A 26,812-nucleotide genomic window follows, 5' to 3' on the forward strand; every position below is an offset into this window, starting at 1 on the left:
TGAAAAAATGGCAAGAATTGTCGAATTCAGCCACGGCGAGATACACGATATAAGAAGAATATCTACTTTTTGTGATAGTGGTTGTATATGTAATCTCGGTCCGAAAACACTCTTAACCACTCTGGCTTGAAGACGGTTAATACTGCCAGTGACATCCCGTTAATTAACCCTTCGGGGAACGCAAGCAATGGGACAAAAATAAAGTAGTTGTGTTGAATGGTTTCCCAATCGTAGTGGCCAACCAACAAGTGATAAAACGAGTTAAATACTAAGTGTAAACTGCCTGTGAGTGCGCCATTAAAAAAGCCAGCGACAAAAATAAACACAAAGATGTTGCGGGGTAAATAATGGTAACTAAGCAAAAAGACTAAGTAGCTGATTAATATTGGTATGAGTGCCGATAGCACAAGAGAGCTCGGGAGCAAGATAAACGAAATATCGTGTATCCAGTGGTAGGCGATCATCGCAGGAATGCTGAACAAAAAAGCCATTCGCCAACCGTACATCATGGTTAGTGTCGTTAACGCGAGAAAGTGTATTTGTAACCCTTCTTTTACTCCTGCTTGAGCAGACCAAAGAACCGTAATGAGGAAGAAAGAGGCAAACACGATATGTTGAAATGCTTTCTCTTGTTCAAGTTTAGGCCAAACTACTTTTCTCCAATCGGGTATGCAAAAAGCAACGACAACCCAAGTGACGATGATGAGTGAGCCTACGTTAAACCAGTCCATGAACTCTTTTCCTACAATGCGTTTGTTACTTTTACGTTAATCCTTTTGTTGGGGCGCTATTTTACACGCCTTGGTGATTTATATAAGGAATTTGCCAGTGTTACATACAAAAATGCCAGCTAAATGCTGGCATTTCTAGAACGTTAAGTTTCTTATTTGCTTAGTATTTCACGTTAGAGTGGTACTGAGACAAGATGGATTGAATTTCATCCATTGTCTCTTTTGAAGGAGGATTCACGCCTTCAAGAGGGTACTCTAAACCAAGAGCTTCCCATTTATGTGCACCGAGTTTGTGATATGGGAGCAGTTCAACTTTCTCGATGTTGTCCATATCTTTAATGAATTCACCCAGCATGTGCGCCGCCTCTGGATCATCGGTGTAACCCGGCACAACTACGTAGCGGATCCATGTTTTTTGACCAATTTTGTGCAAGTAACGAGCAAAGTCTAACGTACGTCGATTCGACACACCGATAAAGTCTTGGTGAATTTCATCTTTCATATGTTTGATATCTAGCATCACTAAATCAGTCGCGTCCAATACTTCGTCGATCACTTCTGTGTGTTTACGAATGTAGCCATTGGTATCTAGACATGTGTGGATGCCTTCTGCGTGAGCCGCACGGAAAAAGTCGCGAACAAATTCTGGTTGAAGCATGGCTTCGCCACCAGAACAAGTGATACCACCACCTGATGCATTCATGAAATGACGGTAGCTTTTCGCTTCGGCAATGATTTCTTCAACAGTAACTTCTTTACCATCATGCGTGTCCCAAGTATCGCGGTTATGGCAATACTTACAGCGCATTAAACAACCTTGCAAGAAGACGATAAAACGAATACCAGGTCCGTCTACGGTACCGCATGATTCAAATGAGTGAATACGACCAGTTGTTGACATCTTTTGCTCTCATTACTAATAAATTCTTGCTGTTATTTTATTACAAAAAGCAGGGTTAAAACAGCCTTGTGGGTGGCTAAGGCAGCGTAATGTGACCAAAGAAAACGGCCAATGACGCGTTCATTGGCCGGAGAGATAAATACTAGTTAAAAGAAAGCAAAGACTGAGAAAGAACCAGTACCATAAACGTCAGTTTGTGATTCTTCGTAATCAGGTGTTTTCACCGTAAAGGTTAGGCTTGCGCCGTAATTTTGGTTGTACCAAGTTGCACCTGCAACGGCACTCGCTTGCCAGTTTTCTAGAGTCACATCATAAGGTTCTGATGAGCCTGGAATACCTGAACGATCGCCTTCAATGGTGATATCGTTGAAACGGTATCGACCTTCAAATCCTGTAAAGACAAACCAACTGGAGGTATTTTTCGCAAGCATACTGGCAGAGAAAGGGCTTTCTACACTGATGTTTGCTGCGCCAATACTATTGGCTAGATTCGTGCCCCAGCGGAACATGACACCTTGTGATACATCGCTGCGGAAGTTACCTGCGTTAATGTCATTCACATTAGTGATTTCCCATTGCGTCTTCTGGCCCTCACTGCGCATGAGTTTATTGAAAGCTCGGTAACCAACGCTAAAGGCAATTTCATCGTCAATTTGGTAATCCCAGCCTTGAGGATCGGTTGAACCAGTGATGCCGTGAACAATTTCCTGCGCTTTTTCTGATAGAGAACTTTCACCTGTGGCACCAATGGTGAAGTTATAGCGAACGGCTTGATCGGCGGTTAGAGATAGGTAGTTGATTTCAGTGTGTAGGTAACCAGCGTATGGACGGTCATTGGCAAGAGGGTAGTCTGCTTCAATATCACTTGGAGTCCACATCTTGTGGCCAAGTACTACCTCGATCTTATCGACATTGGATTGATCTGCATTTTCTAAGCTGAACCATTTCCATTCGCTTTCTTTTTTTAGTTTCTCGGTTGCGTAAGAGAAGAATATACCGTTGGTGTAATCTTGGTCGACACCAAAAATGCCATCGTTATCAAGGGTAAAGGATACTGTGGATTTGGTGGATGCCAGAGCAACTGGCGATAAAAGGGTAAGGAAAATTAATTTACTGAGTTTCATATACTGCATTTACTAACTTTTTTTGCATCATACGTAAGAATTCAATCAAAATCTTCCGCAATGTCACAACTTTAGTTCAAGAAACAAAAAAAGGCACGATGCTTTGCAGCATCAGCCTTTGTTGTATCACTAAAACGTTATTTCGCTATAGTCTTATAGAGACTCAGTGAATGTACGTGCGATTACGTCAGCTTGTTGCTCTGCAGTTAGAGAGTTGAAGCGAACAGCGTAACCAGATACACGAATTGTTAGCTGAGGGTATTTCTCTGGGTGCTTAACTGCGTCTTCTAGAGTTTCGCGGTTAAGAACGTTCACGTTTAGGTGTTGACCACCTTCGATACCAGCTTCGTGGTGGAAGTAACCATCCATCAGACCAGCAAGGTTAGCGCGTTGTGAACCCTCATCTTTACCTAGTGCGTTAGGTACGATAGAGAATGTGTAAGAGATACCATCTTGTGCGTCAGCAAACGGCAGTTTAGCAACTGAAGTTAGTGATGCTACAGCACCTTTCTCATCGCGACCGTGCATTGGGTTTGCACCTGGAGCAAATGGAGCACCAGCACGACGACCGTCAGGTGTGTTACCAGTTTTCTTACCGTATACCACGTTTGAAGTGATAGTAAGAATTGACTGAGTAGGGATTGCATCACGGTAAGTCTTAAGCTTACGGATTTTGCCCATAAATACAGAAACAAGTTCACATGCGATGTCATCAACGCGTGGGTCGTTGTTACCAAATTTAGGGTAATCGCCTTCGATTTCGAAGTCGATTGCTAGACCGTCTTCATCACGGATAGGTTTAACAGTTGCGTATTTAATTGCAGACAGAGAGTCAGCAGCAACAGATAGACCAGCAATACCACAAGCCATAGTACGTTTAACGTCACGGTCGTGCAGAGCCATTAGTGCAGCTTCGTAGCTGTACTTGTCGTGCATGAAGTGGATTGCGTTTAGTGCAGTCACGTACTGCTTCGCTAGCCAATCCATGAAGTGGTCCATTTTTTCCCACAACTCGTCATAGCTTAGTACGTCGCCTTCGATCTTAGGCATTTTCGGACCAACTTGGATTTTTAGCTTCTCATCCACACCACCGTTGATGGTGTAAAGCATAGTTTTCGCAAGGTTAGCACGAGCGCCGAAGAACTGCATTTGCTTACCAACAACCATTGGAGATACACAACATGCGATTGCGTAGTCGTCAGAGTTCATGTCTGGACGCATTAGGTCGTCGTTTTCGTACTGGATTGAAGAAGTATCGATAGATACTTTCGCACAGAACTTCTTGAAGCCTTCAGGTAGTTGCTCAGACCAAAGTACAGTGATGTTTGGCTCTGGAGAAGGACCCATTGTGTATAGTGAGTTTAGGAAACGGAAGTTAGTACGAGTAACTAGCGTACGACCGTCAAGACCCATACCACCCATAGACTCAGTTGCCCAGATTGGGTCGCCAGAGAATAGGTCATCGTACTCAGGAGTACGTAGGAAACGAACCATACGTAGTTTCATTACGAAGTGGTCGATCATTTCCTGAGCTTGTTCTTCAGTAAGCTTACCAGCAGCGATATCACGCTCGATGAACACGTCTAAGAACGTAGAAGTACGACCTAGAGACATTGCAGCACCGTTTTGAGACTTAACAGCCGCTAGGTAGCCGAAGTAAGTCCATTGGATAGCTTCTTGTGCAGTTTCAGCAGGGCGAGAGATGTCACAACCGTATTTCGCGGCCATAACTTTCATTTGGCCAAGTGCACGGTGTTGCTCAGCGATCTCTTCGCGAAGCTGCATAGTCATTTGAAGATCTTCACCGTTCTCAAAACGCTCTTGTAGAGATTTGAATTGAGCCAGTTTGTCCTTCATTAGGAAGTCGATACCGTATAGAGCAACACGGCGGTAGTCACCGATGATACGGCCACGACCGTAAGCATCTGGAAGACCAGTTAGAACACCAGATTTACGACAAGCTAGGATTTCTGGAGTGTAGATGTCGAAAACACCAGCGTTGTGAGTTTTACGGTATTCTGTAAAGATTTTTTTAACTTGTGGGTCTAGTTCGCGGTCGTATGCTTTGCACGAACCTTCAACCATGCGGATACCACCGTTAGGGATGATAGCGCGTTTTAGAGGAGCGTCAGTTTGAAGACCAACGATAGTCTCAAGATCTTTCTCGATGTAGCCTGCATCGTGAGCAGTGATGGTAGAGATGATAGAAGTATCGAAATCAACAGGAGCGTGAGTTGAGTTCTCTTGCTTGATACCTTCCATTACCTTAGCCCAAAGCTTGTTAGTTGCTTCAGTACCTTCAGAAACTAGGAAAGATTCGTCGCCTTCGTACGGAGTGTAGTTCTTTTGAATGAAATCACGAACGTTTACTTCGTTTTGCCAGTCACCTGCAACAAAACCTTCCCAAGCTTTAGCAAATTGCTCTGCCATGACATACCTACCTTTTTAGTAGAAAAAAATTACGTACTGCTTCGCCGTTGAGCCAGCTATCCCCAAAATCTGAGGGGAACAGTACACTCTTTTGAATAACAATATTTATAGTCTTAAATTTAAAAAATTGGGTCACAAAACTATAAATATTGTCACTATCTTTAATGACACTCTTTTTAAGAGACAACTAGAGGTTAAACTAAAATTTTTTTGCAAACCTTAAACTAAATCAATAAATCCTCAAAAATCTCGATAAAAATGGGGTAGCGACAAGCGCTACCCACACGTTTTTTGAACAATTAGCCTTACAGCCAAGCTTTGATGCCATACTGGCCTTCTAGCATACCAACTGCAAGCATAGCGACCAAACAGATAACAAGTACACCTACTGGGATCACAATCTTGTCTACGAATGACAGGCGAGCTGCACGCTCTTTGTCACCAATTAGACCGTTGTTATCAAGTAGCATTGTTAATGCCCATGCTAGTACAGGGTTAACGACGGCAGAACCGAAAATACAGATACCCGCTGCTTGAGAGTCTTTAGAGTCTTTCACCATTTGCATACCTGCTTCAAGTAGAGGTAGAGATACACCTACAAGTAGAGCGACACGCATTACTGGTGGCCATACTGCGATGTCCATTGGGAAGCCAAGGATCGCGATGATCATCACCAGAAGACCAAGAAGGATAGCACCGCCAGGAATTGGACGTTTTGCAATCGCTGCTGGGATCATGTAAGTACCCCAAGATGAAGTGATGTTACCACCACCTACCGCTGTACCTACCATCTGACGGATAGAACACATAGTCATTGTGTCATCAACGTCCATTAATACTTTTTCAGTCTTTTTAGGGTAGTTAAGTTCTTGGAAAATACGATGACCTAAGAAGTCAGGAGACCACATTGCTACTGCTAGGATTGCAAAAGGCAGTGACGCGATGAAGTGTTCCATATTAGGAAGACCGAGCATCCAACCTTCTTCAGTGCTGCCCCACCAGTAAACAGGGTTTAGATTCGGTAGACCAGTTTCAGTGACGAATTTGATGTCAAAACCAGCACCTAGCACTAGAGCGATAATAAGGCCTGTGAAAGCACACACTGGAATCGCAAGCCAACGTTTGTTCACTTTTGCAAGGAAAGCGTATAGTGCGATAGTCACTGCAAGCACGATCAGACCCACGTAACCCATGCTGCCAGCTTCAACAGTTGAAGATTGTAGGCCAACTGCCCATTCTTGGATCGAGTTGATTTGGCTCATGGTCCCCGTCAAGCCCAAGAAAATGAGCAAGCCACCAGCTGTACCCTCTGAGGTGAGGTTCACCAGTTTAGAACCGCCTTTCAAGAAGCTAAGTAGAAGACCGAATACACCAATAAGAATTGCCAATGCAAGAGGGTGAGCACCAGCGAGAGCGATGGTACCAATAAGAGGGATCATTGGACCGTGGTTACCTGCCAAGTTGGCTTTCGGGTTGATAAAGCCAGAAGCAAGCACACAGAAAAGTAGTGCAGGGATTAGCATTTCTACACGCGCAACTTCAATGGCAAAATCTTTGCCTAAGTTTACGTGGTCCCATGCTGCAGTAAGGCCTTCAGCCCAAGACATCATTACCGCAGAGTACATTGCGATAATGCCGATAGTACCAGCAAGTGCTGGAACAAGGTCTTCAAGCTCAAAGCGGAAGTCACGACCTGGCAAGTTTAAGCCGAAACGACGCGGCTTCATGATTTGTAGTTCGTGGTCTAGGTAGTCTGAACGGCTCGCGAACTCAGATGATGGACGATGAAGCTCACGGTAGCTTTTGGTCTCGATATCTGAATCAGAGTGCGCTTTGTTAACTGCGTCTGACATAGATTCCTCATATATTTAAAAGTTATGAATTATTCATTCAAGTGTGTTATTCCGCATCCTGCGGCACGTCCTATGCTAGCTATTATTAGATTTGTTACACGTCGACGTCGTGCCTAAGCATAGCTAATAACTTGTTGTGTTGAGGCACAAAAAATTCCTCATCTTTTGGCTGGAGTCTAGCAAGATAGCCATTTAGGGTGATTGATTTAGATCACTTTAAGAATAGATGTGAAATAAAACTACAGAAAGTGTCTGGTATGCGAATGAGATGGTTATTTAGTGTGTAATTTCATTACACAAGTTGCATAAAATTAGAGTTTATTGCCCTGCATCGCATGAGTCACCCTTAAATGATCAATATTCACGATGTTTATATAAAGCTGGCTTTATTCTTGCTTTGTACCGAGCAACGACGATTTTTTGGCTAATCATTGCCGCTCAGTTTAGGAAGAAGACATGAAACAGCTTAAAGTACTGCCACTTGTGGCAATTATCTCAGGTTTAATGGTCGGTTGTGGCGGCGGTGGCGGCGGTGGCGGGGGTGTGGTACTCCGTCAGACTATGTCACTCTTACTTTTATTCAGAAAGTGACAACTACAACTGATAAATCTGCTACTTGCACTATTTTCGATAAAGTACAGAAAGATAACATTACGACATATACGTATGCGCGAAAGGCTAGCGATGTAACAGTTTATATCCATGATTCGAAGGGCAATGTCATCGATACTAAACACCCTGATACTAATGGGGTTCTAACTATTGATAAGTATCCTTTGGAGGCTAATAGCTATGTTACGGTTATAGATTCTCCGAGTGATAGTGACCCTTTCTACAAAGCGTTATCTATCCAAAAAGAGTATCTTGAGTCGCAACTTATACAAGTCAAAAGACCGCAAGTTGACAAATGTTATTCAGCAGATGCTACACCTGTTCCTCAAAAAGGTTATATCTTAGCATCAACACTAAACGTGCAAGCTGATAGTTACCAATTTTTGTCTTCCCAAGAGGGCAATAGCATCGATACATCTAACTCTAAGGAAGTTGAAAAACTCGGCGATGAATCAGTTCTTGTTAAAGGTATCCTTAATGGAAAACTTTCTGGTTATGAATTTACGAGTAAATTAGGCTCTGAGTCTGCGCCTTCCATAGCAGTACTGGAAACTATTGATACAGATTTGGATTGGACAAACCTATTTGCTCCAACATCAAATCTTGAGTCTCTAAACATTAGTCTAAGTAAAGGTTCATACAGTTACTCTTGGTTTACGCCAGATGTTGCTACGGAAGAGTCGTTCCCTATATCAAGCCTTGATAATAATTATCACTACCAAGCTTATGGCACGTTAACGACAGGTTGGAAATTTAAAACTGTAGGCGGAATCTTAGGTTCTCTCGATGTCAAATTGCCGGACTCATTGCAGACTTACGATGTTAAGCCCTCTATTATCAACTCTGGAGTAAATGGAGTTGTGCGAATCACGGGAGTGGACTCTTCGAACGAGTTAGTTGTTCGCGCGAAGTATACTCAAAGTGTTAGTTCACCTACAATCAAAACGCTAGAGCACGTAATTATTGGTAAACCGGCGGGGTCACAACTGGTGATTCCAGATTTGACTCAAACGGGGCTTTCCTCAGCTACCCCTGAAACTTTGTCTGTGGATGCTTATGAGTACGACAGTTTGTCAGAAGCACAGGTGCAAAACTTAATGGCGCAATATGAAGACGAAGACACTGTTGCATTGGTCGTAAAACCAAGCCAAAGAGCGAGACATGATACTGACATCCGAACCCTTAAATATACTAAGTTGTCACGATAATTGTTAAAAATATTTATTATTTAGCCCCTCGCATGAGGGGCTTTTTTGTGGTCTATATTCACGAATAAAAGAATATGTTGCTATATATTGCATATTCATTTGTCTATCGTATCTATCTATTCGATTTATTTAGGTTAATAATTTGTTGCAACTTTCTGGGGGTGGTGCTAATTTGTTCCGAAATAGAGAGGGCGGAGTCCCTTAATTGCAGTGACAAAAACACAGGGAGTAGGGCGCATGAATGATGTACCAGCGCTAGATATAAAAGACCTGCACAAAACATTTGGACAGAATGAAGTCCTGAAAGGCATTTCACTTGCCGCTCACAAAGGGGATGTTATCTCCATCATTGGCTCTTCCGGTTCTGGCAAGAGTACTTTTCTTAGATGTATTAACTTACTAGAAACACCGACCGCTGGTGAAATTTGGGTAAACGGCGAGCTTATTCAAATGAAAAACAACCGCGCGGGTGAATCCGTACCTGCCAACGAAAAACAAGTTCAGCGTATTCGTTCGCGTTTAGCTATGGTTTTTCAGGGGTTTAACCTTTGGTCTCATCTTACCGTTCTTGAAAACGTCATCGAAGCACCTGTTCACGTTCTTGGTGTGCCGAAAGCTCAAGCGATTGAAAATGCAGAGTTGTTACTGAAAAAAGTCGGCCTTTACGAACGTAAAGATTATTACCCAGGTCATTTATCTGGTGGTCAGCAACAGCGTGCTGCGATTGCTCGTGCCCTTGCCGTAGATCCAGAAGTTATGCTGTTTGACGAGCCTACCTCTGCGCTTGACCCTGAGCTTGTTGGGGAAGTGCTAGGGGTAATGAGAGATTTGGCAGATGAAGGGCGAACCATGTTGGTGGTGACGCACGAAATGGCGTTTGCTCGTGACGTCTCAAATCATGTGATGTTCTTGCATCAAGGCTTAGTGGAAGAACAGGGAGATCCAGCTAAGCTATTTACTAACCCCGATTCTCAGCGATTACAGCAGTTTATCTCATCTATCTACTAATATTCATTAGGCGGCAGAGTTTTGCCTCCTAAGTAAGCACAACGAACAAAACCAAATAAAATAGCAATCACAGGAGTATGGAAATGAAAAAGTGGTTATTGGCAGCAACTCTTGCTGCAACGGCAGTGTCTGGTGTTGCTCAAGCGAAAGAATGGAAAACAGTTCGCTTTGGCATTGAAGGCGCATACCCTCCATTTAGCTGGACAGAAACCGATGGTTCTCTAAAAGGCTTTGATGTTGATATGGCCAATGCGCTGTGTGAAGAAATGCAAGTGAAGTGTCAGATCGTTGCGCAAGATTGGGACGGCATTATTCCTTCTCTATTGGCTCGTAAATACGATGCGATCATCGCGGCAATGTCGATTACCGAAGAACGTAAGAAGAAAGTGGATTTCACGGGCAAATACGCACTGATCCCAAATAAGTTCATCGCTAAGAAAGGTGCAAACCTAGACTTTGCTAATCTAGATGGCCAAAAAATCGCAGTTCAACGCGCGACCACTCACGATAAATATCTAACTGATAACTACGGTGACAAAGTTGAAATTGTACGTTACGGCTCTTTTGACGAAGCGTATCTAGACCTTGCGAACGGCCGTGTTGCTGCAGTTTTGGGCGATGCATCTGCTCTAGAGGAAGGTGTATTGAACAAGGCTGGTGGTGATGCGTACGAATTTGTTGGCCCATCTCTGACTGATGCGAAATGGTTCGGTGAAGGTTTCGGTATCGCTGTACGTAAACAAGATAAAGATCTAACGAAGAAACTTGATGCGGCAATCTTGTCACTGCGTGATAAAGGTATTTACCAAGAAATTGCTGGCAAGTACTTTAACTACGATGTTTACGGCGAATAAGCGGTAATTAAGCGGCCGTTGGCTTGTTCCTAGAAGTAGTCAACGGTCGATTTTTTGAGTTTAGGGATTAGGAACTCACCTATGCTGGATTTACAAGGATATGAAGCCTCCATTTTTAAAGGGGCTTTGGTAACCATCGAAGTAGCAGTTCTGTCACTACTGCTTGCGGTGATATTGGGAATGCTTGGCGCGCTTGCTAAGCTCGCTCCCTACAAATGGGCAAGAGCAATTGCCACACTTTACACCACCATTATTCGCGGCATTCCAGACTTAGTTCTGATGATGTTGATTTTCTTTGGTGGGCAAATACTTTTAAACAATAGCCTCTATTCCATCAACGAAACTCTCAATGAATGGTTTGCATCTAGTGACCCAAATCATGAGTGGACTTCTTACTTACCTGACTACATTGATGTGAGCCCGTTTATTGCCGGTGTGCTGACAATTGGTTTTATCTTTGGAGCTTACATGGCGGAAACTTTCCGTGGTGCGATCATGGCCGTCGATAAAGGTGAGTTGGAAGCAGCAAAAGCTTATGGCATGAGCCCAGTGTTGTCGTTCAGAAGAATCCTTCTTCCTCAGATGATTCGCCATGCATTACCGGGATTTGGTAACAACTGGCTGGTATTGTTAAAAACCACCGCGCTTGTCTCCATCATCGGGCTTGAAGATATGGTGAGAATCAGCTCTCTGGCGGCTGGTACAACAAAAATGCCGTTCACGTTCTACATGGCTGTTGCACTGATTTTCCTTTTCTTCACCAGTATTTCGACGGGGTTGTTAAAACTCGTTGAACGCAAATTCAGTATTCATGCGAGGTAAGTAATGGATTTTTCGTTGATTATTGAAAGCTTCCCTGTATACCTTCAAGGGCTTTGGACGACCGTTTGGCTGGTGGGCATTTCATTGGTGATTGGCTTGTGCGTCTCAGTTCCACTCGCCATTGCGAGAAACAGTACCAACTACGCTTTGAGCCTTCCTTCTTGGGGATTCATTTACTTTTTCCGAGGAACGCCACTGCTTGTTCAGTTGTATCTGATTTACTATGGCATGGATCAGTTTTTCCCAGTGAAAGATACCTTATGGGAACACGCGTGGTTTTGTGCTCTGGTTGCGTTTGTACTAAACACATCAGCGTATACGGCAGAGATCATTCGTGGTGCGATTAACGGTTTGCCGAAAGGCGAAGTGGAAGCCGCAAAAGCGTATGGCATGAGTAAATTTATGACTTACAAACGCATCATCTTGCCAAGTGCGTTACGCCGAGCACTACCTGCTTATTCTAATGAAGTGATCTTCATGCTTCACGGCAGTGCGGTTGCAGGGATCGTAACCATCGTGGACTTAACTGGTGCAGCGCGCTTAGTTAACTCTCGTTATTACGCACCATTTGAGTCGTTCTTGACTGCTGGACTTTTCTATATGTCGCTTACGTTTATCATTCTTTGGTGCTTTAAACGCGCGGAAAAACGTTTCTTAGCGTACCTGCGTCCTCTGAGCTAAATCATGTATTTAAGTAATGGTACCTACGGGTACCATTCTATTTTTGATACCTTCATTCATACTTTTCTGATTTATCAACAAGACTATTTCGTTCCCTCGTTCGCTTACATTACACTTCCGCAAAACCCTTGTTTAATAAGTGAAATATGAAAAAAACAATTATATCGTTGGGTCTTGCCGCTGTTGCCACCGGATGCGGTGGTGGAGAGAACAAGTCACAATCAAACAGTCAAGTCACACCAACTCCAGTTCCTGTTCAACAAGCGCTAGAAACGGGCAATGCCCTGTTAGTTTCTGACCCAAATGACTTCATTCGTGAAAGCCGTCAAGTTGTTGAGGCGCACAAGAAACAGTCGAATGCGATCAAATCTGCGATAGCAAAAAATCTTTCGGGTCTTTACTGGGATCCGACGCATGATGCCGCGATTTTTGCTCCTACCTATGGATTCAACGACACCATCTTGATGACCAATAAAGCGATGGCGAGTGGTTACAAAGACCAAGCGTTGTCGATTGGTATTGCTGGTGAGCAAACTAATGGCCAGCGTTATGCTGTTTTAGGCAGTAACCCATTTCGAACCGCACAACGTTTTCCTGATTCTTCTAATGCGGCAATGACTCAATGGTTAAAAAACCTCGTTACTTGGTTGTCAGGTGGAGCTACTTTAAACGTCGTCATCGCGCAAATGGATCAGTCTTATTACTTTCCTGATGAGCAAGCGACGCGCAGTTGGTTAAACAACAATATTTCACCAGACCTGACATTTAATGAAGCTAACCTGTGCGACGGTTCAAAATTACTTAGCTGCTTGAAAGCCGATAAGCCAAACCTGTTAATTCTGTCACAACATTTGCTGTCAGGAGATACCAACCAACAGGTAATAGATGCGCTGGCTTATGCCGAGCAAGCTAAAATTCCGGTTCTATATCTGCATTGGGACGGTGGGCTGACCGATCTTGGCCGAGACATTTTGGCAAAATTCCATGTTGACTACGTGGGGGACAACTATTGGCGTAAGTTAGGTTTGGTCGATTGGGCACCTTCATCACTGATGAACTTTGTGCCAGATTCTGTCATCACGCAACAAGCGTTGTTATCCCGTTTTGAAACTCAAAACTTCAATGTTGATTTGTCCCAATGTGATGATAAATCATGTCCAGAAGCTGCGAACATGGACAGTCAATTTTACGACGCTGCCAACAGCATTCGCCAATGGCTGAAATTACTTGATGAGCAAAAAATCTCGTTGTTTGAACAAGATGGTTATCAATACGAAAAGCTGATGGTGTTATTGGCGGATCATTATCGTCAAACGGCCTCTTTTCCAATGGATAAGCAGTCTACGGGGACGACTGAATTTTTGAAATCGTACTTCGCGGACTACGTTCAATACAACAGTCGTCGCATCAACCCAAAACAACCAAATATGGGAAACTTCAGTCGCAGTGAATTTGGGGCCGATGTAAAGAGAACTGATACTACGGTGAATATGGAGTCTAAACGCAACTTCCGTTCGGCAGGAGTGTATGCGCTGCCAGGTGAGACTTTCACGGTAACGCGTAAAGACAACAATGATGTGATCACAAAAATTGTCATCAATAGCTTAAGAAGTGGAGCGACCCATGAGTTCAGTAAAGACGGTTATACTCGACCTAAACTGCTGACTTCATTTGCTTACGAAGTTAAAGCGGGTGAAACCATCACGCTGACTTCTCCTTATGGCGGCCCAGTACAGGTTCACTTTGACAAAAATGATATTCCGGTTGAACTGAGATTTAACCATGTGGCACAGCATCCTGTATGGAGAAGTGAGAAGGACAACGACACCTTTATTCAGCAGCTAGAAGCCAATTTGTTTGATTGGGCCGAGCTGATCACCCCTGGGTTTGAAGTGCACTCAAAGCGTGACAAGATGTTAGAGTCGGTCAACGATGAAATGTGGTCTACCCCTGCGGAAATGGCGCTTGCAACGGAAGAATATGTTCATAACTACCCGCATGTTCTGGCTGGTTTCCAAGGGCCGGGTATAGACGAAGTACCTGAAATTATTCAATACGCTCAAAACCAAGGCTGGGAAATTGCCAATATTGATATGGTTAAGCACATGAATGCTGACCAAGCCACTTGTGGCTATGGCTGCTCTGGTAACCCGTACGATGCTTATTGGGCCTTCAGTCCTTTAGGTCACGGTGATTTGCATGAGCTAGGCCACGGTTTAGAGAAAGGACGATTCCGATTCGCTGGTTGGGAAGGGCATTCGACGACCAACTACTACTCCTACTACAGCAAGTCTCGTTTCTTCCAAAATACGGGGAAGGAATCAACCTGCCAAAGCTTGGATTTCAAAGGTCAGTTTGAACTGTTGCAAACCAGTCGAACACAAAGCGATCCAAATGCTTATATGGCGGAGCAAAACCAAACGGGTTGGAGCTGGGGTGCTCGCGTTTACATTCAAATGATGATGGCAACTCAGCACGAAGGTGTGCTTAAAAATGGTTGGCATTTACTGGCGCGACTGCATCTTATTGAGCGTGAGTTTAATCGTTTGAAAGCAGATGAGGCACTGTGGAATGCGAAACAATCAAGCATTGGCTTCTCGATGTATACCAAAGATGAAGCGAACAGCATCTCAAACAATGACTGGTTGCTCATTGCCCTAAGTTACGTGGCTCAGCGAGATATGACTAACTATCTCGACATGTGGGGATTCTCGTTCTCAGAAAAAGCGAAGCAACAAGTTGTTGCGTTGAATCTGACGCCGATGCCTCTCACTTACTTTGCAAGTAGCAATACCGGCTACTGTCTGAACGAATTCGCTCAAACGCCAGTAAGTATTGATGGTCAAACGGTTTGGCCGCTGAACTAGCTGAGTAGAAAATAACGTGCATGAAAAAGGGAGACTGAGTCTCCCTTTTTACTAGATTTATCTTAGCGTTGAGTCACGGTTATTGCTTTGCAATGTATTACTTGAATGTCGACCAGATTGGCGCATGGTCTGAAGGCTTTTCAATACCGCGTAATTCATAATCGATACCCGACTCAATACATTTTTGCGCGAGAGAAGGAGTCGCCAAAATCACATCAATTCGTAGGCCTCGGTTGTCATCAAAGCCGCGAGATCGGTAGTCAAACCACGAGAAGCGATCGTTCACTTCTGGGTAAAGCTTACGGAAAGTATCTTCAAAGCCCCAATCTAACAACGTTTGTAGCCATTCACGTTCTTCTGGTTGGAAAGAGCATTTACCCGTTTTCAACCAACGCTTACGGTTTGGTTCTCCGATACCGATATCTGAATCGATAGGGCTGATGTTGATATCACCCATAACAATCAACTGTTCATCGTTGCTGTGATGATCGTTTAGATACGTCATTAGATCTTTGTAGAACTGGCGCTTGTATGGGAATTTCGTTTCGTGGCTAATGTTGTCCCCTTGAGGGAAGTAGCCATTAAGCACCGTTACTTTTTCACCATTTTCGTTTTCAAACGTCGCCATGATCATGCGCTTTTGGTGTTCTTCGTTATCCGTTGGAAAACCTTTTTGTACGCGGATTGGCTCTTGCTTACAAAGCATCGCTACGCCGTAATGCGCCTTCTGGCCATGAAAATACACTTTGTAACCCATGGCTTCGACATCTTCAATCGGGAACGCTTCATCATGCACTTTAATCTCTTGAAGACCAATAACGTCAGGCTGGTGTTTATCGATTAGCGCTTGGAGTTGGTGCAGTCGAGCACGTAGTCCATTGATGTTAAAGCTGATTACTTTCATTATTTATCCTTTTGAGGGCGTATTTTTCTAGAATGGTATCATTCTGAAAGCGTAGTGAAAATGAATCTCAACAAAAGAAAAAAGCGCGTTTTACTGCGCTTTCAATTTGTTTTCTAAATCTGTTTGTACGATCTTCAATGCTTTAATCGCAACTTCTGGATCAATCTCGTTGGTTTCAAGCAAGTAGATCAAATCAACGGCCAGCTTGATCTCTTCTGGTGCATCATCAAGAGGAGAGGTTGGTTGGTCTGCCATTATTGGTGCTTTTCCCTATGTGTAATTTGATTTTCTAGTTTAAGAAGCGCTGCCTCGCAACGAGCTAAACGTTGCTCTGTCGCCAGCAATACTTTCTGAGCTTCAGCTCGCATAAAACTAGGTGCAGTTTCCACTGCGCGTTCCTTTTCTAACACCATTTCTCGCAAGCGTCTTGCCCATTCTTGATGCTGCGCGAGCTCTTGATAAAGCACGTTAATTGGTTTGCGAAAGTGGCTGCTATGCTTGATTTCATTCTTACGAATTTTGGTGGTAGAAATCTCTCGCTGAATTGCGCCAATTTGCGCTACGAGTCGTTCGGTGAGGTACTCCGCGCGCAAAGCGGTGAGCTTATTTTCGTTTTGCTCTCGGATAATCGCGTCCAGTGTCGATTTCGCTTCTTTTACGCAAGGGGTAAGTAAGCGAGAGCGGCAGCTAAATAAACGTTCATCAAACAACGGAACGTGATGCTCTCCTCGTTGGCGATCCAATGTCGCGGCTTGATTCGCCATGTGTTCTAAACTTTGCGAAAGTTGTTCGATGTTCATGATAAACCTACAAACCAAGCGTCATAAGCCAGCTTAATCGCCAATACGCTCACGACCGTGACAAAAACGGGACGAATGAACTTAGAGCCGAATCGAATTGCAGAATGCGCACCAACAAATGCCCCAGCCATTAAACACACACCCATTGTTAAGCCTAGCACCCAGTTAATATGACCTAAAATAGCGAAAGTAATAAGTGAGGTAAAATTACTGGTGAAGTTCATTGCTTTGGCTAAACCAGAGGCGAGCAATATATTGAGACGGTACAGCGCCATAGAACTTACAGTCCAAAACGCGCCTGTTCCTGGACCGGCTAATCCATCGTAAAAACCAATCGACAAACCTTGCAGGTACTGTTTTTTATGCAGCTTTGGGCAAGGCTCTGGTATTGGGCTTTGATGAGGGGAATGTGGCGTTTTGTGGAATACAGTATACAGCGCAGCGGCTAATATAATAAGAGGCAAGACTTTTTCTAGCCAATCCGTACTGATGGCATCGACAAAGAGCGTGCCCAATGTTGCGCCGACAAGCGTTGCTGCAAACGCGCGCCCCCAACACTGAGGTTTGAACAAGCGTTTTTTGTAGTAAGTGAATGCGGCAGTTGACGATGCAAAGGTAGCAGCCAACTTGTTCGTCCCCAAAGCAATGTGAGGAGGAAGCCCCAAAGACAGCAAAGCAGGGACGGTTAGCATCCCTCCACCACCTGCGACTGCGTCAATAAATCCAGCAACAAAAGCGACTAGCGCCAACACCAACAGCATTGTCGGCTCTATCATTTCCATAAATTCTTATTCTTCTAATATTCTATTTTTCGTTTAAATGGCGGCAGTGAGTCGATAAGTGCTTGCCCGTAGCGTTTGGTTACGAGGCGTCGATCCAGAATGGTCACTCTACCAGAATCTCGTTCTTTACGCAGTAGGCGGCCCACGCTCTGGATCAGCTTTTTGCTCGCATCAGGTACAGTGATTTGCATAAACGGGTTGCCGCCTTTCTTTTCTATGTATTCTGAATGCGCTTGTTCTACTGGAGAGGTAGGAACACCAAATGGAATTTTGGTGATCACTAAGTTTTCCAGTAACTCTCCTGGCAAATCGAGTCCTTCCGAAAAGCTTCCTGTACCAAAGAGAACGCTGGTTTTGTTTGTTTCTACAAGCTTTTTATGTTTTTTTAGAATTTCTTGACGAGAACTTTCGCCTTGTACTTGCAAAGCCCAGCCTCGTTTTATGAACTCTGAAGACAGCGCTTCTGCGACTTGGTTCATCTGCCAGTATGAGGAGAATAATACCAAGTTGGCCTTTTTGTCTTCTAAGTACTTAGGCAAGATCTCAATAAGATATTCAGTAAACTGAGGTGCCGATGGTTCGTACTTCATTGCCGGTATGAGTAACTCAGCTTGGTTTTGATAATCAAAAGGCGAAGCGAGTGCCAAAAACTGAGTCCCAGATTCTGGCTTTCCATCAATACCTACTTGATGGCAAAAATAGTGGAAAGAGTTCAACGCTCGCATTGTTGCTGAAACTAATACGGCACCAATACAACGACTCCAAATCTGTTGGTCTAGCTGCCATCCAATCTCAAGAGGGGAGACACTCACAATAAAATCGCCTTCACGATCTGGGTGAGTTTCTAGCCATCTCGCTAAAGGTGCTCCTTTTTCTCGTGTTGGCTCTGCCATCAAATGCCAAACTTGAGCGAGGTTCTCTAGTCGTTGAATATAGAAACCTAGTTCAGCGAGCGCAGGCTCGGCCAATCTTGCCGCGAGTTCGCCATCTTTGACTCTTTCTGCGATAAGATCGGCGATTTTCGCGACGCTTTGGTTTGCTTTCTTGCTGAACTGCTTTAGCTCTTTAGATTGGTTTTCTAGCCAAGTTGGCAGTTCGCCATGTTCAAAGCGGTAGATGCCTTCTTCGAACTGAGATGGGTCGAACTGTTTAGTCAGTTGAGTGAGCGCAGGTATTAAGTTTTGCACCGAGTCTTGCAAGTCATTGCGGAATCGAGCGACACGTTTCTCATCAGCCAGTGATGAAAATTTACTGATTGACTGATTCAGCTTCTCTAGCCACGCTGCTGCGCCTTTTAAACTCGCGGATGCTGAAGCGTGATCACGGGCGACGTGAGGCAGGTGGTGAGCTTCGTCAAAGACATAAATCGTATTTTCTGGCTCTGGTAAGATTACGCCACCACCTAAGTCAGCATCAGCCATAACGAGAGAGTGATTCGCGATGATCACGTCATTTTTATCTAACTCAGAGCGAGCCTTTTGAAACGGGCACCCTCTGTGACCTGGCAAACTGTTATTACAGCTGTGTTTGTCGCTGACAATCAATTGCCAGATGCGGTCGTCTATAGGTTTAGGCCAAGCGTCGCGGTCACCATCCCATTTCCCTTGAGCGAGTGAGCGATACATGGTTTCCAGTAATTCAATGTCTCTTTTCTTTGGCTTGGTATCAAACATCGCTAGTTGACCGCCATCCACACCACTGGCTGTTGCGAGCTTTTCTGCGCAGCAGTAGCGCTGCCTACCTTTGGCAAGAATGAAAGAGAATTCTCGGTCTGTAATACGACGGAATAGAGGAAGGTCTTTATTCACTAGCTGTTCTTGAAGCGCGACGGTTGCCGTTGAGATAACGACTTTGCGGTTGTTATGCACGGCAACTGGTATAGCGGCCATCAAATAAGAAAGTGACTTACCGATCCCTGTGCCTGCTTCTGCTACCAGTATTCGATTGGACTTATGATATTGACCACAAAGCGTCTTTGCGATTTCAGCGACAAGATAGTTTTGAGCTCGTCTTGGTACAAAGTTATCGAGTTGGGCTTGTAGGTTTTGATAGCTATTGCGAATCGATTTTTGAATGTTACTGGTCAGCATACGGGCCTCAAATGCGTTGGAGCCGAATAGTAGCACACATCACTAGTTGTACAGTAGTTCACAAAACGGAATGCTTTTGTAAGGAATCTAGATCTTCTTCACAAAAAAATATTGAACTCCATATCAATGCAAATAATTTCATTATATGAAAAATATAAAGCTTCAAAAATGTGGATTTGTTAGATTTTAATGCTGCTTTTCTGTTTTTAAAGTTTGTTTTTAGATTTAAATTTTGATTATTAATAGGATGATAAATTGAGGAAAATCAAGCCGATAGTTTAGATGTTCATCGAATAAATTAAATAAAGTAAATCAAGTTGTTGTTTTTATTGGTTATTTTTATTTTTTGATATTTATATTTAGAAAATTTGACAGGCAGAATAATCTTTTGCAATCTAGTGCCCAGATTTTGTAGGTCATGCATTGTTACGAATCGATAACAAGTGGCCTCAAAAATATAAAAAAGGGAATTCGGAAAGGATATCCCAAACTAAGAAAAGGCAGTGGATTAATTATGAAAAAGACTCTAGTAGCTCTTGCAGTAGCAGGCATCTCTACGTCTGCACTAGCAGCAGGCAACATCTACGACAACGGTACGACTTCTTTCAACCTTAAGGGTGAGATCGACACTTACGTAAGTACTATCGAACGTAAAGAAAACGGTAAGACTTCTACTAAGCGTGATGTAGACGTTGACCTATGGGCTAAAATCCAAATCGATGCAGAGCACAAACTAAACGAAGACATCAAAGTATTCGGCTCATTTGAACTAGAAAACGGTGAATTCTTCGATAACGACAACAAACTTACTGGTGAAATCGACGGCGACCACGCTCGCGTACGTACAGATGACCTATACTTCGGTGCTTACTTCGGTGACAACTGGGGTGTAGCTTTCGGTGAAGTTGGTGATTTCGGTGACTCTCTAGACGCAATCACTATCGACAACACTAACGAAGGTCTTGGTTACGTTGATGATTTCGTAAAATCAAAAGAAAGTGCAGGTCACGCTGTTTCAGTTAAAGGTAGCTTCGACAAGCTAACAGTTATCGCTGATGCATACCTAGATCAAGACGAGAAAATCGATACTGCATTCGGTCTATCTGCGCAATACGCAATCAACGATATGTTCACAGTTGGTGCTTCTTACCAAGATCAAGAAAACCGTAACCTTGCTGGTGATGACTACCAAGTAATGGGTGCTGCTGTTCGTTTCAACATGGATAACTTCTCTGCTGCAGTTAACTACGTTGCTGAAGAGCTAAACAAAGCTGACCAAGATACATGGTCTGCAGTAGCTGCTTACAAAATGAACGAAGCTCGCGTTTACACTTCATTCGGTTTCACTGAGTACGAAGGCGACCACGACCAATCTTACTACACGTTCGGTGCTGACTACGCTGTAACTGGTAACGTTCTAACGTTCATCGAATACACTGCAAGCGAAAACGATAACAAAGATACTTCTATGAAAACTGAAGGCGATATCGTAGTTGCTGGTGTTTACTACACGTTCTAATAACAGAACTTAAGTAGATATAGTAAAGGTCGCATTTATTGCGGCCTTTTTTATATTAAAGCGTCTAGACCACTCAGTAACTATTATACATAGGTCAAGCGGGTTTAGAGTTTCGAGGCAAGAGTGCGCTTACCAATTATCTACAGCGAGTTGTAGTGAAATGATTGGCTTTTCATTAATGATTTCCTCAAACTGTGATTAGTGGTAAGCGAGATTTAACTTTTTGATGTAATTAATCGATTTTTAAGGTTATTAGGATATGAGACTAAAAACTTGGATTGTAGCGTTTTTTCTTGGTCTGTTTGGTACAACAGCGAACGCAGACACAACACATAAAACTGATGTATCAGTAACTTTAAGTACCGCGCAAGGTGTTCAAGTTCTGTTTGTAAATGGCGTTAGTACGGATGAATTGAGTACTCCGTATACTCTCATCGATGGCTCAAACCAAGTGGTTATTAAGGTAAACAAAGCTATCGGGCGTGGTGACAAGCGCACTCAAGTTTACTCTGCACCATACATTCTTGGTTTTAGTTCTGGCGCGGGTGAGCTTTATATTGATGCGCCATCTTTTAGAGATAAGCGTCAGGCAGACAAGCTGTTTGAACAAGATACAATGGACTGGAAAGTAAGCATCAATGATAAGTCTATTGATTACTCGCAATATAAGATGCCAGGTAAAAAAGGTGCTTTCCCATATTCAAACCTTGATGAGCAATTGGCAGAGTACAACGAACTTAACGGCGTCTATTTTTCTAATGGCAAGCGAGTCGAGTTATCTGAGCTTCAGGCAACGGGTACAGCTAAAGAGACTCACAGAGTGAATTCGCCACTGACAAAAGCAAAAATTGCTTATCTAGAAATGACTGACGAAGAACGTCAGGTATTCATGAAGTGGGTTTCTCAACAATAATTGTTATTGGTGACGATAAAAATATAAAAAGCAGGCGATGGCCTGCTTTTATGTTTTTTGATGTTGACTACTTTAAGGAATGTGCTGTTTTAAGATGGCTAGAGCTGAATCTCTTTCCATTGGCCAGGCTGCAAGTCTCCAAGGGTAATGTCGCCCATTGAATAGCGTACTAAGCGTAAAGTTGGGAAGCCGATATGAGCGGTCATGCGTCTTACTTGGCGGTTTCTACCTTCAATGATAGTGATTGCTAGCCATGTCGTTGGAATATTTGCACGAAAACGAACTGGTGGGTTTCTCTCCCAAATCGTCGGAGCTTCAATGACTTCTACTTTTGCGGGTAAGGTCATACCATCTTTTAATTCAACGCCTTTACGCAACTTCTCTAAATCTTGCTCTTGTGGCGCTCCATCCACCTGTACCCAATACGTTTTCGGCGACTTCGATTTCGGCTGAGTCAGCTTCGCTTGTAGGATACCATCATTGGTTAACACCATTAGGCCTTCACTGTCTCTATCTAGTCGACCTGCTGCGTATACGTCTTTTACTGGAATGTAGTCAGCCAATGTTTTACGGCCGTCACCATCGGTAAATTGGCTCAGCGTATCGTAAGGCTTATTGAAAATAATGACTTTTCTATTTTGCAGGTCGACTCGAGGTTTATTGGCTTTGGCTGTGCGAGTAGGGTGGCGTCTTGTGGTTTGATCCTCTACACGGTTTGGTTTACCGGAACGTTTAAAATGGCCTGTTTTAGATTGGCTGGTACGACGCCCTTTTTCATGACCTGTGCGAGATGACATGTTAACTACCCTGCAAAAATGTAAATGAACTGTGTTTGAAAGTTTTAAGTTTTCTTAAGATCGGCTATCATTTGCGCGCCTAAAACTAACAAATGCGCACAGAATAATAGACTATTTCGTGTTATTTGTTTAATTATATCAGTGCACTCATGGATTCAGAGCCAAGAGCTTCAAACTACAAGAAAGAGTGCAAACCGCATGTGGCGTTAGCGAGGAGATACACACTACTAACGTGTAGCAATGCGTCAATTACACCAACTCAGACGCTGAGTTGATCAGCCAACAAGTTGATTCAAAAATAGGGAAATTTCATGCCTACAGAAAAACCTACCATTATCTACACCATCACTGATGAAGCACCGGCGCTAGCAACTTATTCATTACTACCAATCATTCAATCGTTTACTGCATCGTCTGGCATCAACGTAGATACTCGTGATATTTCACTAGCGGGTCGAATTATCGCTAACTTCCCAGAGCACTTAAAAGAAGAGCAACGCATTGGCGACGCGTTAACTGAGCTGGGCGAACTCGCACAAACACCAGAAGCAAATATCATCAAGTTGCCAAACATTTCGGCTTCTATTCCTCAGCTAAAAGCCGCAATCAAAGAGCTTCAAGCTAAAGGTTACGACCTGCCAAACTACCCAGAAGAGCCAAGTACTTACGAAGAAAAAGCGATTAAATCGGCTTACGATAAGATTAAGGGCAGTGCGGTAAACCCAGTACTTCGTGAAGGCAACTCTGACCGTCGTGCGCCACTTTCTGTTAAGAACTATGCAAAGAAAAACCCACACTCAATGGGCGCATGGTCATCAGACTCTAAATCCCATGTATCAAGCATGGCGGGTGACGATTTCTTTGGTAGCGAGAAATCAACAACCATTTCTGGCGCAACAGAAGTAAAAATCGAGTTTGTTGGCGCAGATGGCTCTGTAAAAGAGCTAAAATCTGCTTTCCCACTGTTAGACAAAGAAGTTATTGATAGCTCTGTACTGAAGAAAAAAGCATTGGTTGAGTTCTTCGAAAAAGAAATCGCAGATGCGAAAGAGCAAGACGTACTGCTTTCTCTACACATGAAAGCGACGATGATGAAGGTTTCTGACCCAGTTATCTTCGGTCACGCTGTAAAAGTGTACTACAAAGACGTTTTTGCTAAATACGGTAAGTTATTCGAAGAGCTTGGCGTTGATGTAAATAATGGTCTTGGTGATGTTTACTCGAAAATCGAGTCACTACCAGCAGCACAGAAAGAAGAGATTGAAGCGGCAATTCAGGCGGTTTACCAAACTCAGCCTGAACTTGCGATGGTTGATTCGGATCGTGGCATCACGAACCTGCATGTCCCAAGCGACATCATTGTCGATGCATCTATGCCAGCAATGTTGCGTTCTTCTGGCCAAATGTGGGGTCCTGACGGCAAGCAAAAAGACACTAAAGCGATGATTCCAGATCGCTGCTATGCAGGTATCTACCAAGCAGTTATCGATTTCTGTAAAGAGCACGGCGCATTTGACCCGACAACAATGGGCAGCGTACCAAACGTGGGTTTGATGGCTCAAAAAGCAGAAGAGTACGGTTCTCACGATAAGACGTTTATCCTAGATGCAGCAGGTACAGTACGTGTTGTTGATGCTTCTGGCGCAGTGCTGCTTGAACAGGCGGTAGAAGAGGGTGACATCTTCCGTATGTGTCAGGTAAAAGACGCGCCAATTCAAGATTGGGTGAAACTTGCAGTGACTCGCGCACGTGCGACAGGCGTTCCAGCTGTATTTTGGCTAGATGAAAACCGCGCACACGATGCAGAGCTTATTAAAAAGGTCAATGCATACCTGCCAGATCACGATACGACAGGCCTAGAAATTAAGATTCTTGCTCCAGTAGAAGCATGTAAATACTCATTAGAGCGAATGAAAGCTGGTCTAGATACTATTTCTGTAACGGGTAACGTACTTCGTGACTACCTAACAGACTTGTTCCCAATTTTGGAACTGGGTACATCCGCTAAAATGCTCTCAATCGTTCCGTTGATGAACGGCGGTGGCCTGTTTGAAACCGGTGCTGGTGGTTCTGCTCCAAAACACGTTCAACAAGTTGAGAAAGAAAACCACCTTCGTTGGGATTCTCTAGGCGAGTTCTTAGCATTAGCTGCTTCTCTAGAGCATTTAAGCTCAGTAACTGGCAATGCTAAAGCGCAAGTTCTAGCCGATACACTAGACAAAGCAACGGGTGAATTCCTAGACAAAAATAAATCGCCATCACGTAAAGTAGGTGAGTTGGATAACCGTGGTAGTCACTTCTACTTAGCACTGTACTGGGCGAAAGCATTGGCAGAGCAAACGGTGGATGCAGACTTAGCCACTGAATTTGCACCTATTGCAAAATCTCTTGCTGAGCAAGAAGAGAAGATTGTTGCAGAACTTAATAGTGCTCAAGGCGTGAAAGGTGAGCTAGGTGGTTACTACTTACTAGACGATGTTTTGGTGTCTAAATTGATGCGTCCAAGCGAAACGTTTAACGCAATCATCGACAAGTAATCTGCGGATGACACGTCGTGACCGGCGTGTTTTTCAGATAATAAGAAACCCGCTTAATTGGCGGGTTTATTTTTCTCTTCACAAAGGTTTAAGCTATGTGAGAGCAATGGTTTCTACGACAGCACTCAATTTACTTGGCTTGGGCTTCAATTGGCACAACGCTACTTGCGTGGCAACCCTTTGGACCTTTTTCAATCTCGTAAGAGACTTGTTGGCCTGCTTTCAGTGTACGATAACCGTCCATTTGGATAGTTGAGTAGTGGGCAAAGATGTCTCCTTCCTCTTCGTCTGAACAGATAAACCCAAATCCTTTGGCATTGTTAAACCACTTTACTGTACCTGTAGCCATGCTTATACATCCCTCATGCATTTTTTACTGATGTTGTTACAACAACCAAGTTATACCTTTAACTTGGTACTACTGTTAGCGACCGCTAACAAACGTCTCATTGATACAGAATCACATTCACCAAGTTGCTTAAATTCAAACTGATCCAGAATGAGGATTTATGCATCAATACTTTCCACTGTAGTCAATGAATCCATACAGTCAATAGTGTCGAGCAACAAACGGAAACATAATTGAAAACAAATCACTTTTGAGATTAACAATTTTGCAAACTGTTTTTTGGACGTACGCCGAAGTTTAGATATTTAGACCAAAAAGCGATGGGTTACGAAAAATCCATACTGTTGGTGTTGCTTATAATAGTGAAATCATCGGATTGAATAAAAAATGAAGTTTTCGTGATAAATAACCTTTTCTCAGTGAGGAAGTGTGATCTAACACAGAAATTAGCGTTGGTCAGATTCTGTTCGTTAGTGAGAAAAGAGAGTGATTTTTGAGTAAAAGTTCAGGGCTTATCGATAACCATCTTTTATTTGCGCGCCCGCGAGACGTGGATTAGTCTCTATATTAGGTAGCAACTTTTATCTATCAAAGTTCTAAATCGGTGCCACATCTCACTACACCGCACAGCATGCTTGTGGTAGATTGTTTTTATAGGTCGAAAACATCAACCCTTTGATACGATATCTTTAAATTGCCATGAGTAAAAATTTTGAATGGGTCACTCCGGACTCTGATCTTCTGGAGCGAGAAAGTACAAGAGTTCAGCCACCTAAGCTGTATAACGTTGTACTCAATAATGATGACTATACACCTATGGATTTCGTCATAGAGGTACTTGAGCGATTCTTTTCACATGATATTGATAAAGCAACACAAATCATGCTCAAAGTGCACTATGAAGGAAAGGCAGTCTGTGGAACTTACAGCGCAGAAATTGCCGAAACAAAAGTAGCGCAAGTTACGATGTACGCAAGGGAAAATGAACATCCGCTACTTTGTACTATGGAGCAAGCGTAGAAGAAGACTT

Annotated in this window: 23 protein-coding genes; 11 read left to right on the top strand and 12 right to left on the bottom strand. The window is 43.4% G+C overall.

Translation table 11 applies throughout. The annotated features are described in order from the left end of the window. Window positions 1-62: 62 nt before the first annotated feature. From OU793_RS08825 to OU793_RS08845, 5 genes are all read right to left on the bottom strand, one after another. Window positions 63-731, bottom strand: coding sequence for an energy-coupling factor ABC transporter permease (locus tag OU793_RS08825; RefSeq protein ID WP_140103322.1), 669 nt, complete (start codon window positions 729-731; stop codon window positions 63-65). A 160-nt stretch (window positions 732-891) separates the two neighbouring features. Next, a complete protein-coding gene (gene pflA, locus OU793_RS08830; protein ID WP_005456250.1) occupies window positions 892-1,632 on the bottom strand; it encodes a pyruvate formate lyase 1-activating protein in 741 nt (246 codons plus the stop codon). Window positions 1,633-1,778: 146 nt separating this feature from the next. Beyond that, window positions 1,779-2,756 carry a lipid A deacylase LpxR family protein gene (locus OU793_RS08835; protein ID WP_005481800.1) on the bottom strand — a complete coding sequence of 326 codons (978 nt, stop codon included), beginning with the start codon at window positions 2,754-2,756 and terminating at the stop codon, window positions 1,779-1,781. A 153-nt stretch (window positions 2,757-2,909) separates the two neighbouring features. Continuing rightward, on the bottom strand, window positions 2,910-5,186 hold the full coding sequence (gene pflB, locus OU793_RS08840; protein ID WP_005456189.1) for a formate C-acetyltransferase: 2,277 nt from the start codon (window positions 5,184-5,186) through the stop codon (window positions 2,910-2,912). Between the two features lie 305 nt (window positions 5,187-5,491). Continuing rightward, window positions 5,492-7,039 (bottom strand): DUF3360 family protein, encoded by a 1,548-nt coding sequence (locus OU793_RS08845; RefSeq protein ID WP_005456280.1) that lies wholly within the window; start codon window positions 7,037-7,039, stop codon window positions 5,492-5,494. A gap of 456 nt (window positions 7,040-7,495) precedes the next feature. Here OU793_RS08845 and OU793_RS08850 point away from each other — a divergent pair, with 456 nt between their 5' ends. From OU793_RS08850 to OU793_RS08880, 7 genes are all read left to right on the top strand, one after another. Beyond that, the gene (locus OU793_RS08850; protein ID WP_274647757.1) at window positions 7,496-7,630 is read left to right on the top strand and encodes a hypothetical protein; all 135 of its coding nucleotides are present in this window, start codon (window positions 7,496-7,498) and stop codon (window positions 7,628-7,630) included. Continuing rightward, the gene (locus OU793_RS08855; RefSeq protein WP_258494480.1) at window positions 7,627-8,859 is read left to right on the top strand and encodes a flagellar sheath protein A; all 1,233 of its coding nucleotides are present in this window, start codon (window positions 7,627-7,629) and stop codon (window positions 8,857-8,859) included. The genes OU793_RS08850 and OU793_RS08855 overlap by 4 nt, the downstream gene beginning before the upstream one ends. A gap of 237 nt (window positions 8,860-9,096) precedes the next feature. Further along, on the top strand, window positions 9,097-9,867 hold the full coding sequence (locus OU793_RS08860) for an ABC transporter ATP-binding protein (RefSeq protein WP_005456207.1): 771 nt from the start codon (window positions 9,097-9,099) through the stop codon (window positions 9,865-9,867). Window positions 9,868-9,950: 83 nt separating this feature from the next. Next, window positions 9,951-10,721 (top strand): ABC transporter substrate-binding protein, encoded by a 771-nt coding sequence (locus tag OU793_RS08865; protein ID WP_005456273.1) that lies wholly within the window; start codon window positions 9,951-9,953, stop codon window positions 10,719-10,721. 81 nt (window positions 10,722-10,802) lie between these two features. Continuing rightward, entirely contained in the window at window positions 10,803-11,543 is a 741-nt protein-coding gene (locus tag OU793_RS08870; protein ID WP_140103971.1) for an ABC transporter permease, read from the top strand. Between the two features lie 3 nt (window positions 11,544-11,546). Beyond that, complete coding sequence (locus OU793_RS08875) at window positions 11,547-12,224, top strand: ABC transporter permease (protein ID WP_005495900.1); 678 nt, start codon at window positions 11,547-11,549, stop codon at window positions 12,222-12,224. A 146-nt stretch (window positions 12,225-12,370) separates the two neighbouring features. After that, the gene (locus OU793_RS08880; RefSeq protein WP_140103972.1) at window positions 12,371-15,091 is read left to right on the top strand and encodes an ImpA family metalloprotease; all 2,721 of its coding nucleotides are present in this window, start codon (window positions 12,371-12,373) and stop codon (window positions 15,089-15,091) included. Between the two features lie 97 nt (window positions 15,092-15,188). On the opposite strand, the gene xthA is transcribed toward OU793_RS08880, so the two are convergent. From xthA to dinG, 5 genes are all read right to left on the bottom strand, one after another. Continuing rightward, on the bottom strand, window positions 15,189-15,995 hold the full coding sequence (gene xthA, locus OU793_RS08885) for an exodeoxyribonuclease III (protein ID WP_159404157.1): 807 nt from the start codon (window positions 15,993-15,995) through the stop codon (window positions 15,189-15,191). 90 nt (window positions 15,996-16,085) lie between these two features. Then, window positions 16,086-16,250 (bottom strand): pleiotropic regulatory protein RsmS, encoded by a 165-nt coding sequence (gene rsmS / locus OU793_RS08890; protein ID WP_005456217.1) that lies wholly within the window; start codon window positions 16,248-16,250, stop codon window positions 16,086-16,088. After that, window positions 16,250-16,795: a primosomal replication protein gene (locus OU793_RS08895; protein WP_005456195.1), complete on the bottom strand. Its 546-nt coding sequence runs from the start codon at window positions 16,793-16,795 to the stop codon at window positions 16,250-16,252. Before OU793_RS08895 ends, rsmS begins: the two co-directional genes overlap by 1 nt. Beyond that, the gene (locus OU793_RS08900; RefSeq protein ID WP_005456200.1) at window positions 16,792-17,577 is read right to left on the bottom strand and encodes a TSUP family transporter; all 786 of its coding nucleotides are present in this window, start codon (window positions 17,575-17,577) and stop codon (window positions 16,792-16,794) included. Before OU793_RS08900 ends, OU793_RS08895 begins: the two co-directional genes overlap by 4 nt. Before the next feature lie 14 nt (window positions 17,578-17,591). Further along, window positions 17,592-19,667, bottom strand: a complete 2,076-nt coding sequence (dinG, locus tag OU793_RS08905; RefSeq protein WP_021454063.1) for an ATP-dependent DNA helicase DinG — start codon at window positions 19,665-19,667, stop codon at window positions 17,592-17,594. A 514-nt stretch (window positions 19,668-20,181) separates the two neighbouring features. Between dinG and OU793_RS08910 the strand changes: the two genes are divergently transcribed. Together OU793_RS08910 and OU793_RS08915 are read left to right on the top strand one after the other, a co-directional pair. Next, on the top strand, window positions 20,182-21,186 hold the full coding sequence (locus tag OU793_RS08910) for a porin (RefSeq protein ID WP_005456255.1): 1,005 nt from the start codon (window positions 20,182-20,184) through the stop codon (window positions 21,184-21,186). 259 nt (window positions 21,187-21,445) lie between these two features. Next, on the top strand, window positions 21,446-22,099 hold the full coding sequence (locus tag OU793_RS08915; RefSeq protein ID WP_005456209.1) for a DUF2057 domain-containing protein: 654 nt from the start codon (window positions 21,446-21,448) through the stop codon (window positions 22,097-22,099). A gap of 98 nt (window positions 22,100-22,197) precedes the next feature. Here OU793_RS08915 and OU793_RS08920 read toward each other — a convergent pair whose 3' ends face one another. After that, complete coding sequence (locus tag OU793_RS08920; RefSeq protein ID WP_025503107.1) at window positions 22,198-22,896, bottom strand: pseudouridine synthase; 699 nt, start codon at window positions 22,894-22,896, stop codon at window positions 22,198-22,200. A gap of 311 nt (window positions 22,897-23,207) precedes the next feature. On the opposite strand from OU793_RS08920, the gene OU793_RS08925 reads away from it, so the two are divergent. Beyond that, the gene (locus OU793_RS08925; RefSeq protein WP_020840329.1) at window positions 23,208-25,433 is read left to right on the top strand and encodes an NADP-dependent isocitrate dehydrogenase; all 2,226 of its coding nucleotides are present in this window, start codon (window positions 23,208-23,210) and stop codon (window positions 25,431-25,433) included. 130 nt (window positions 25,434-25,563) lie between these two features. On the opposite strand, the gene cspD is transcribed toward OU793_RS08925, so the two are convergent. After that, window positions 25,564-25,782: a cold shock domain-containing protein CspD gene (gene cspD / locus OU793_RS08930; protein WP_005456215.1), complete on the bottom strand. Its 219-nt coding sequence runs from the start codon at window positions 25,780-25,782 to the stop codon at window positions 25,564-25,566. Window positions 25,783-26,481: 699 nt separating this feature from the next. On the opposite strand from cspD, the gene clpS reads away from it, so the two are divergent. Next, entirely contained in the window at window positions 26,482-26,802 is a 321-nt protein-coding gene (gene clpS / locus OU793_RS08935; RefSeq protein ID WP_045601633.1) for an ATP-dependent Clp protease adapter ClpS, read from the top strand. The last annotated feature ends 10 nt before the right edge of the window (window positions 26,803-26,812 follow it).

This window comes from Vibrio sp. VP6 (assembly GCF_028823755.1).
In the GTDB taxonomy this organism is placed as follows: Bacteria; Pseudomonadota; Gammaproteobacteria; order Enterobacterales; family Vibrionaceae; genus Vibrio; species Vibrio parahaemolyticus.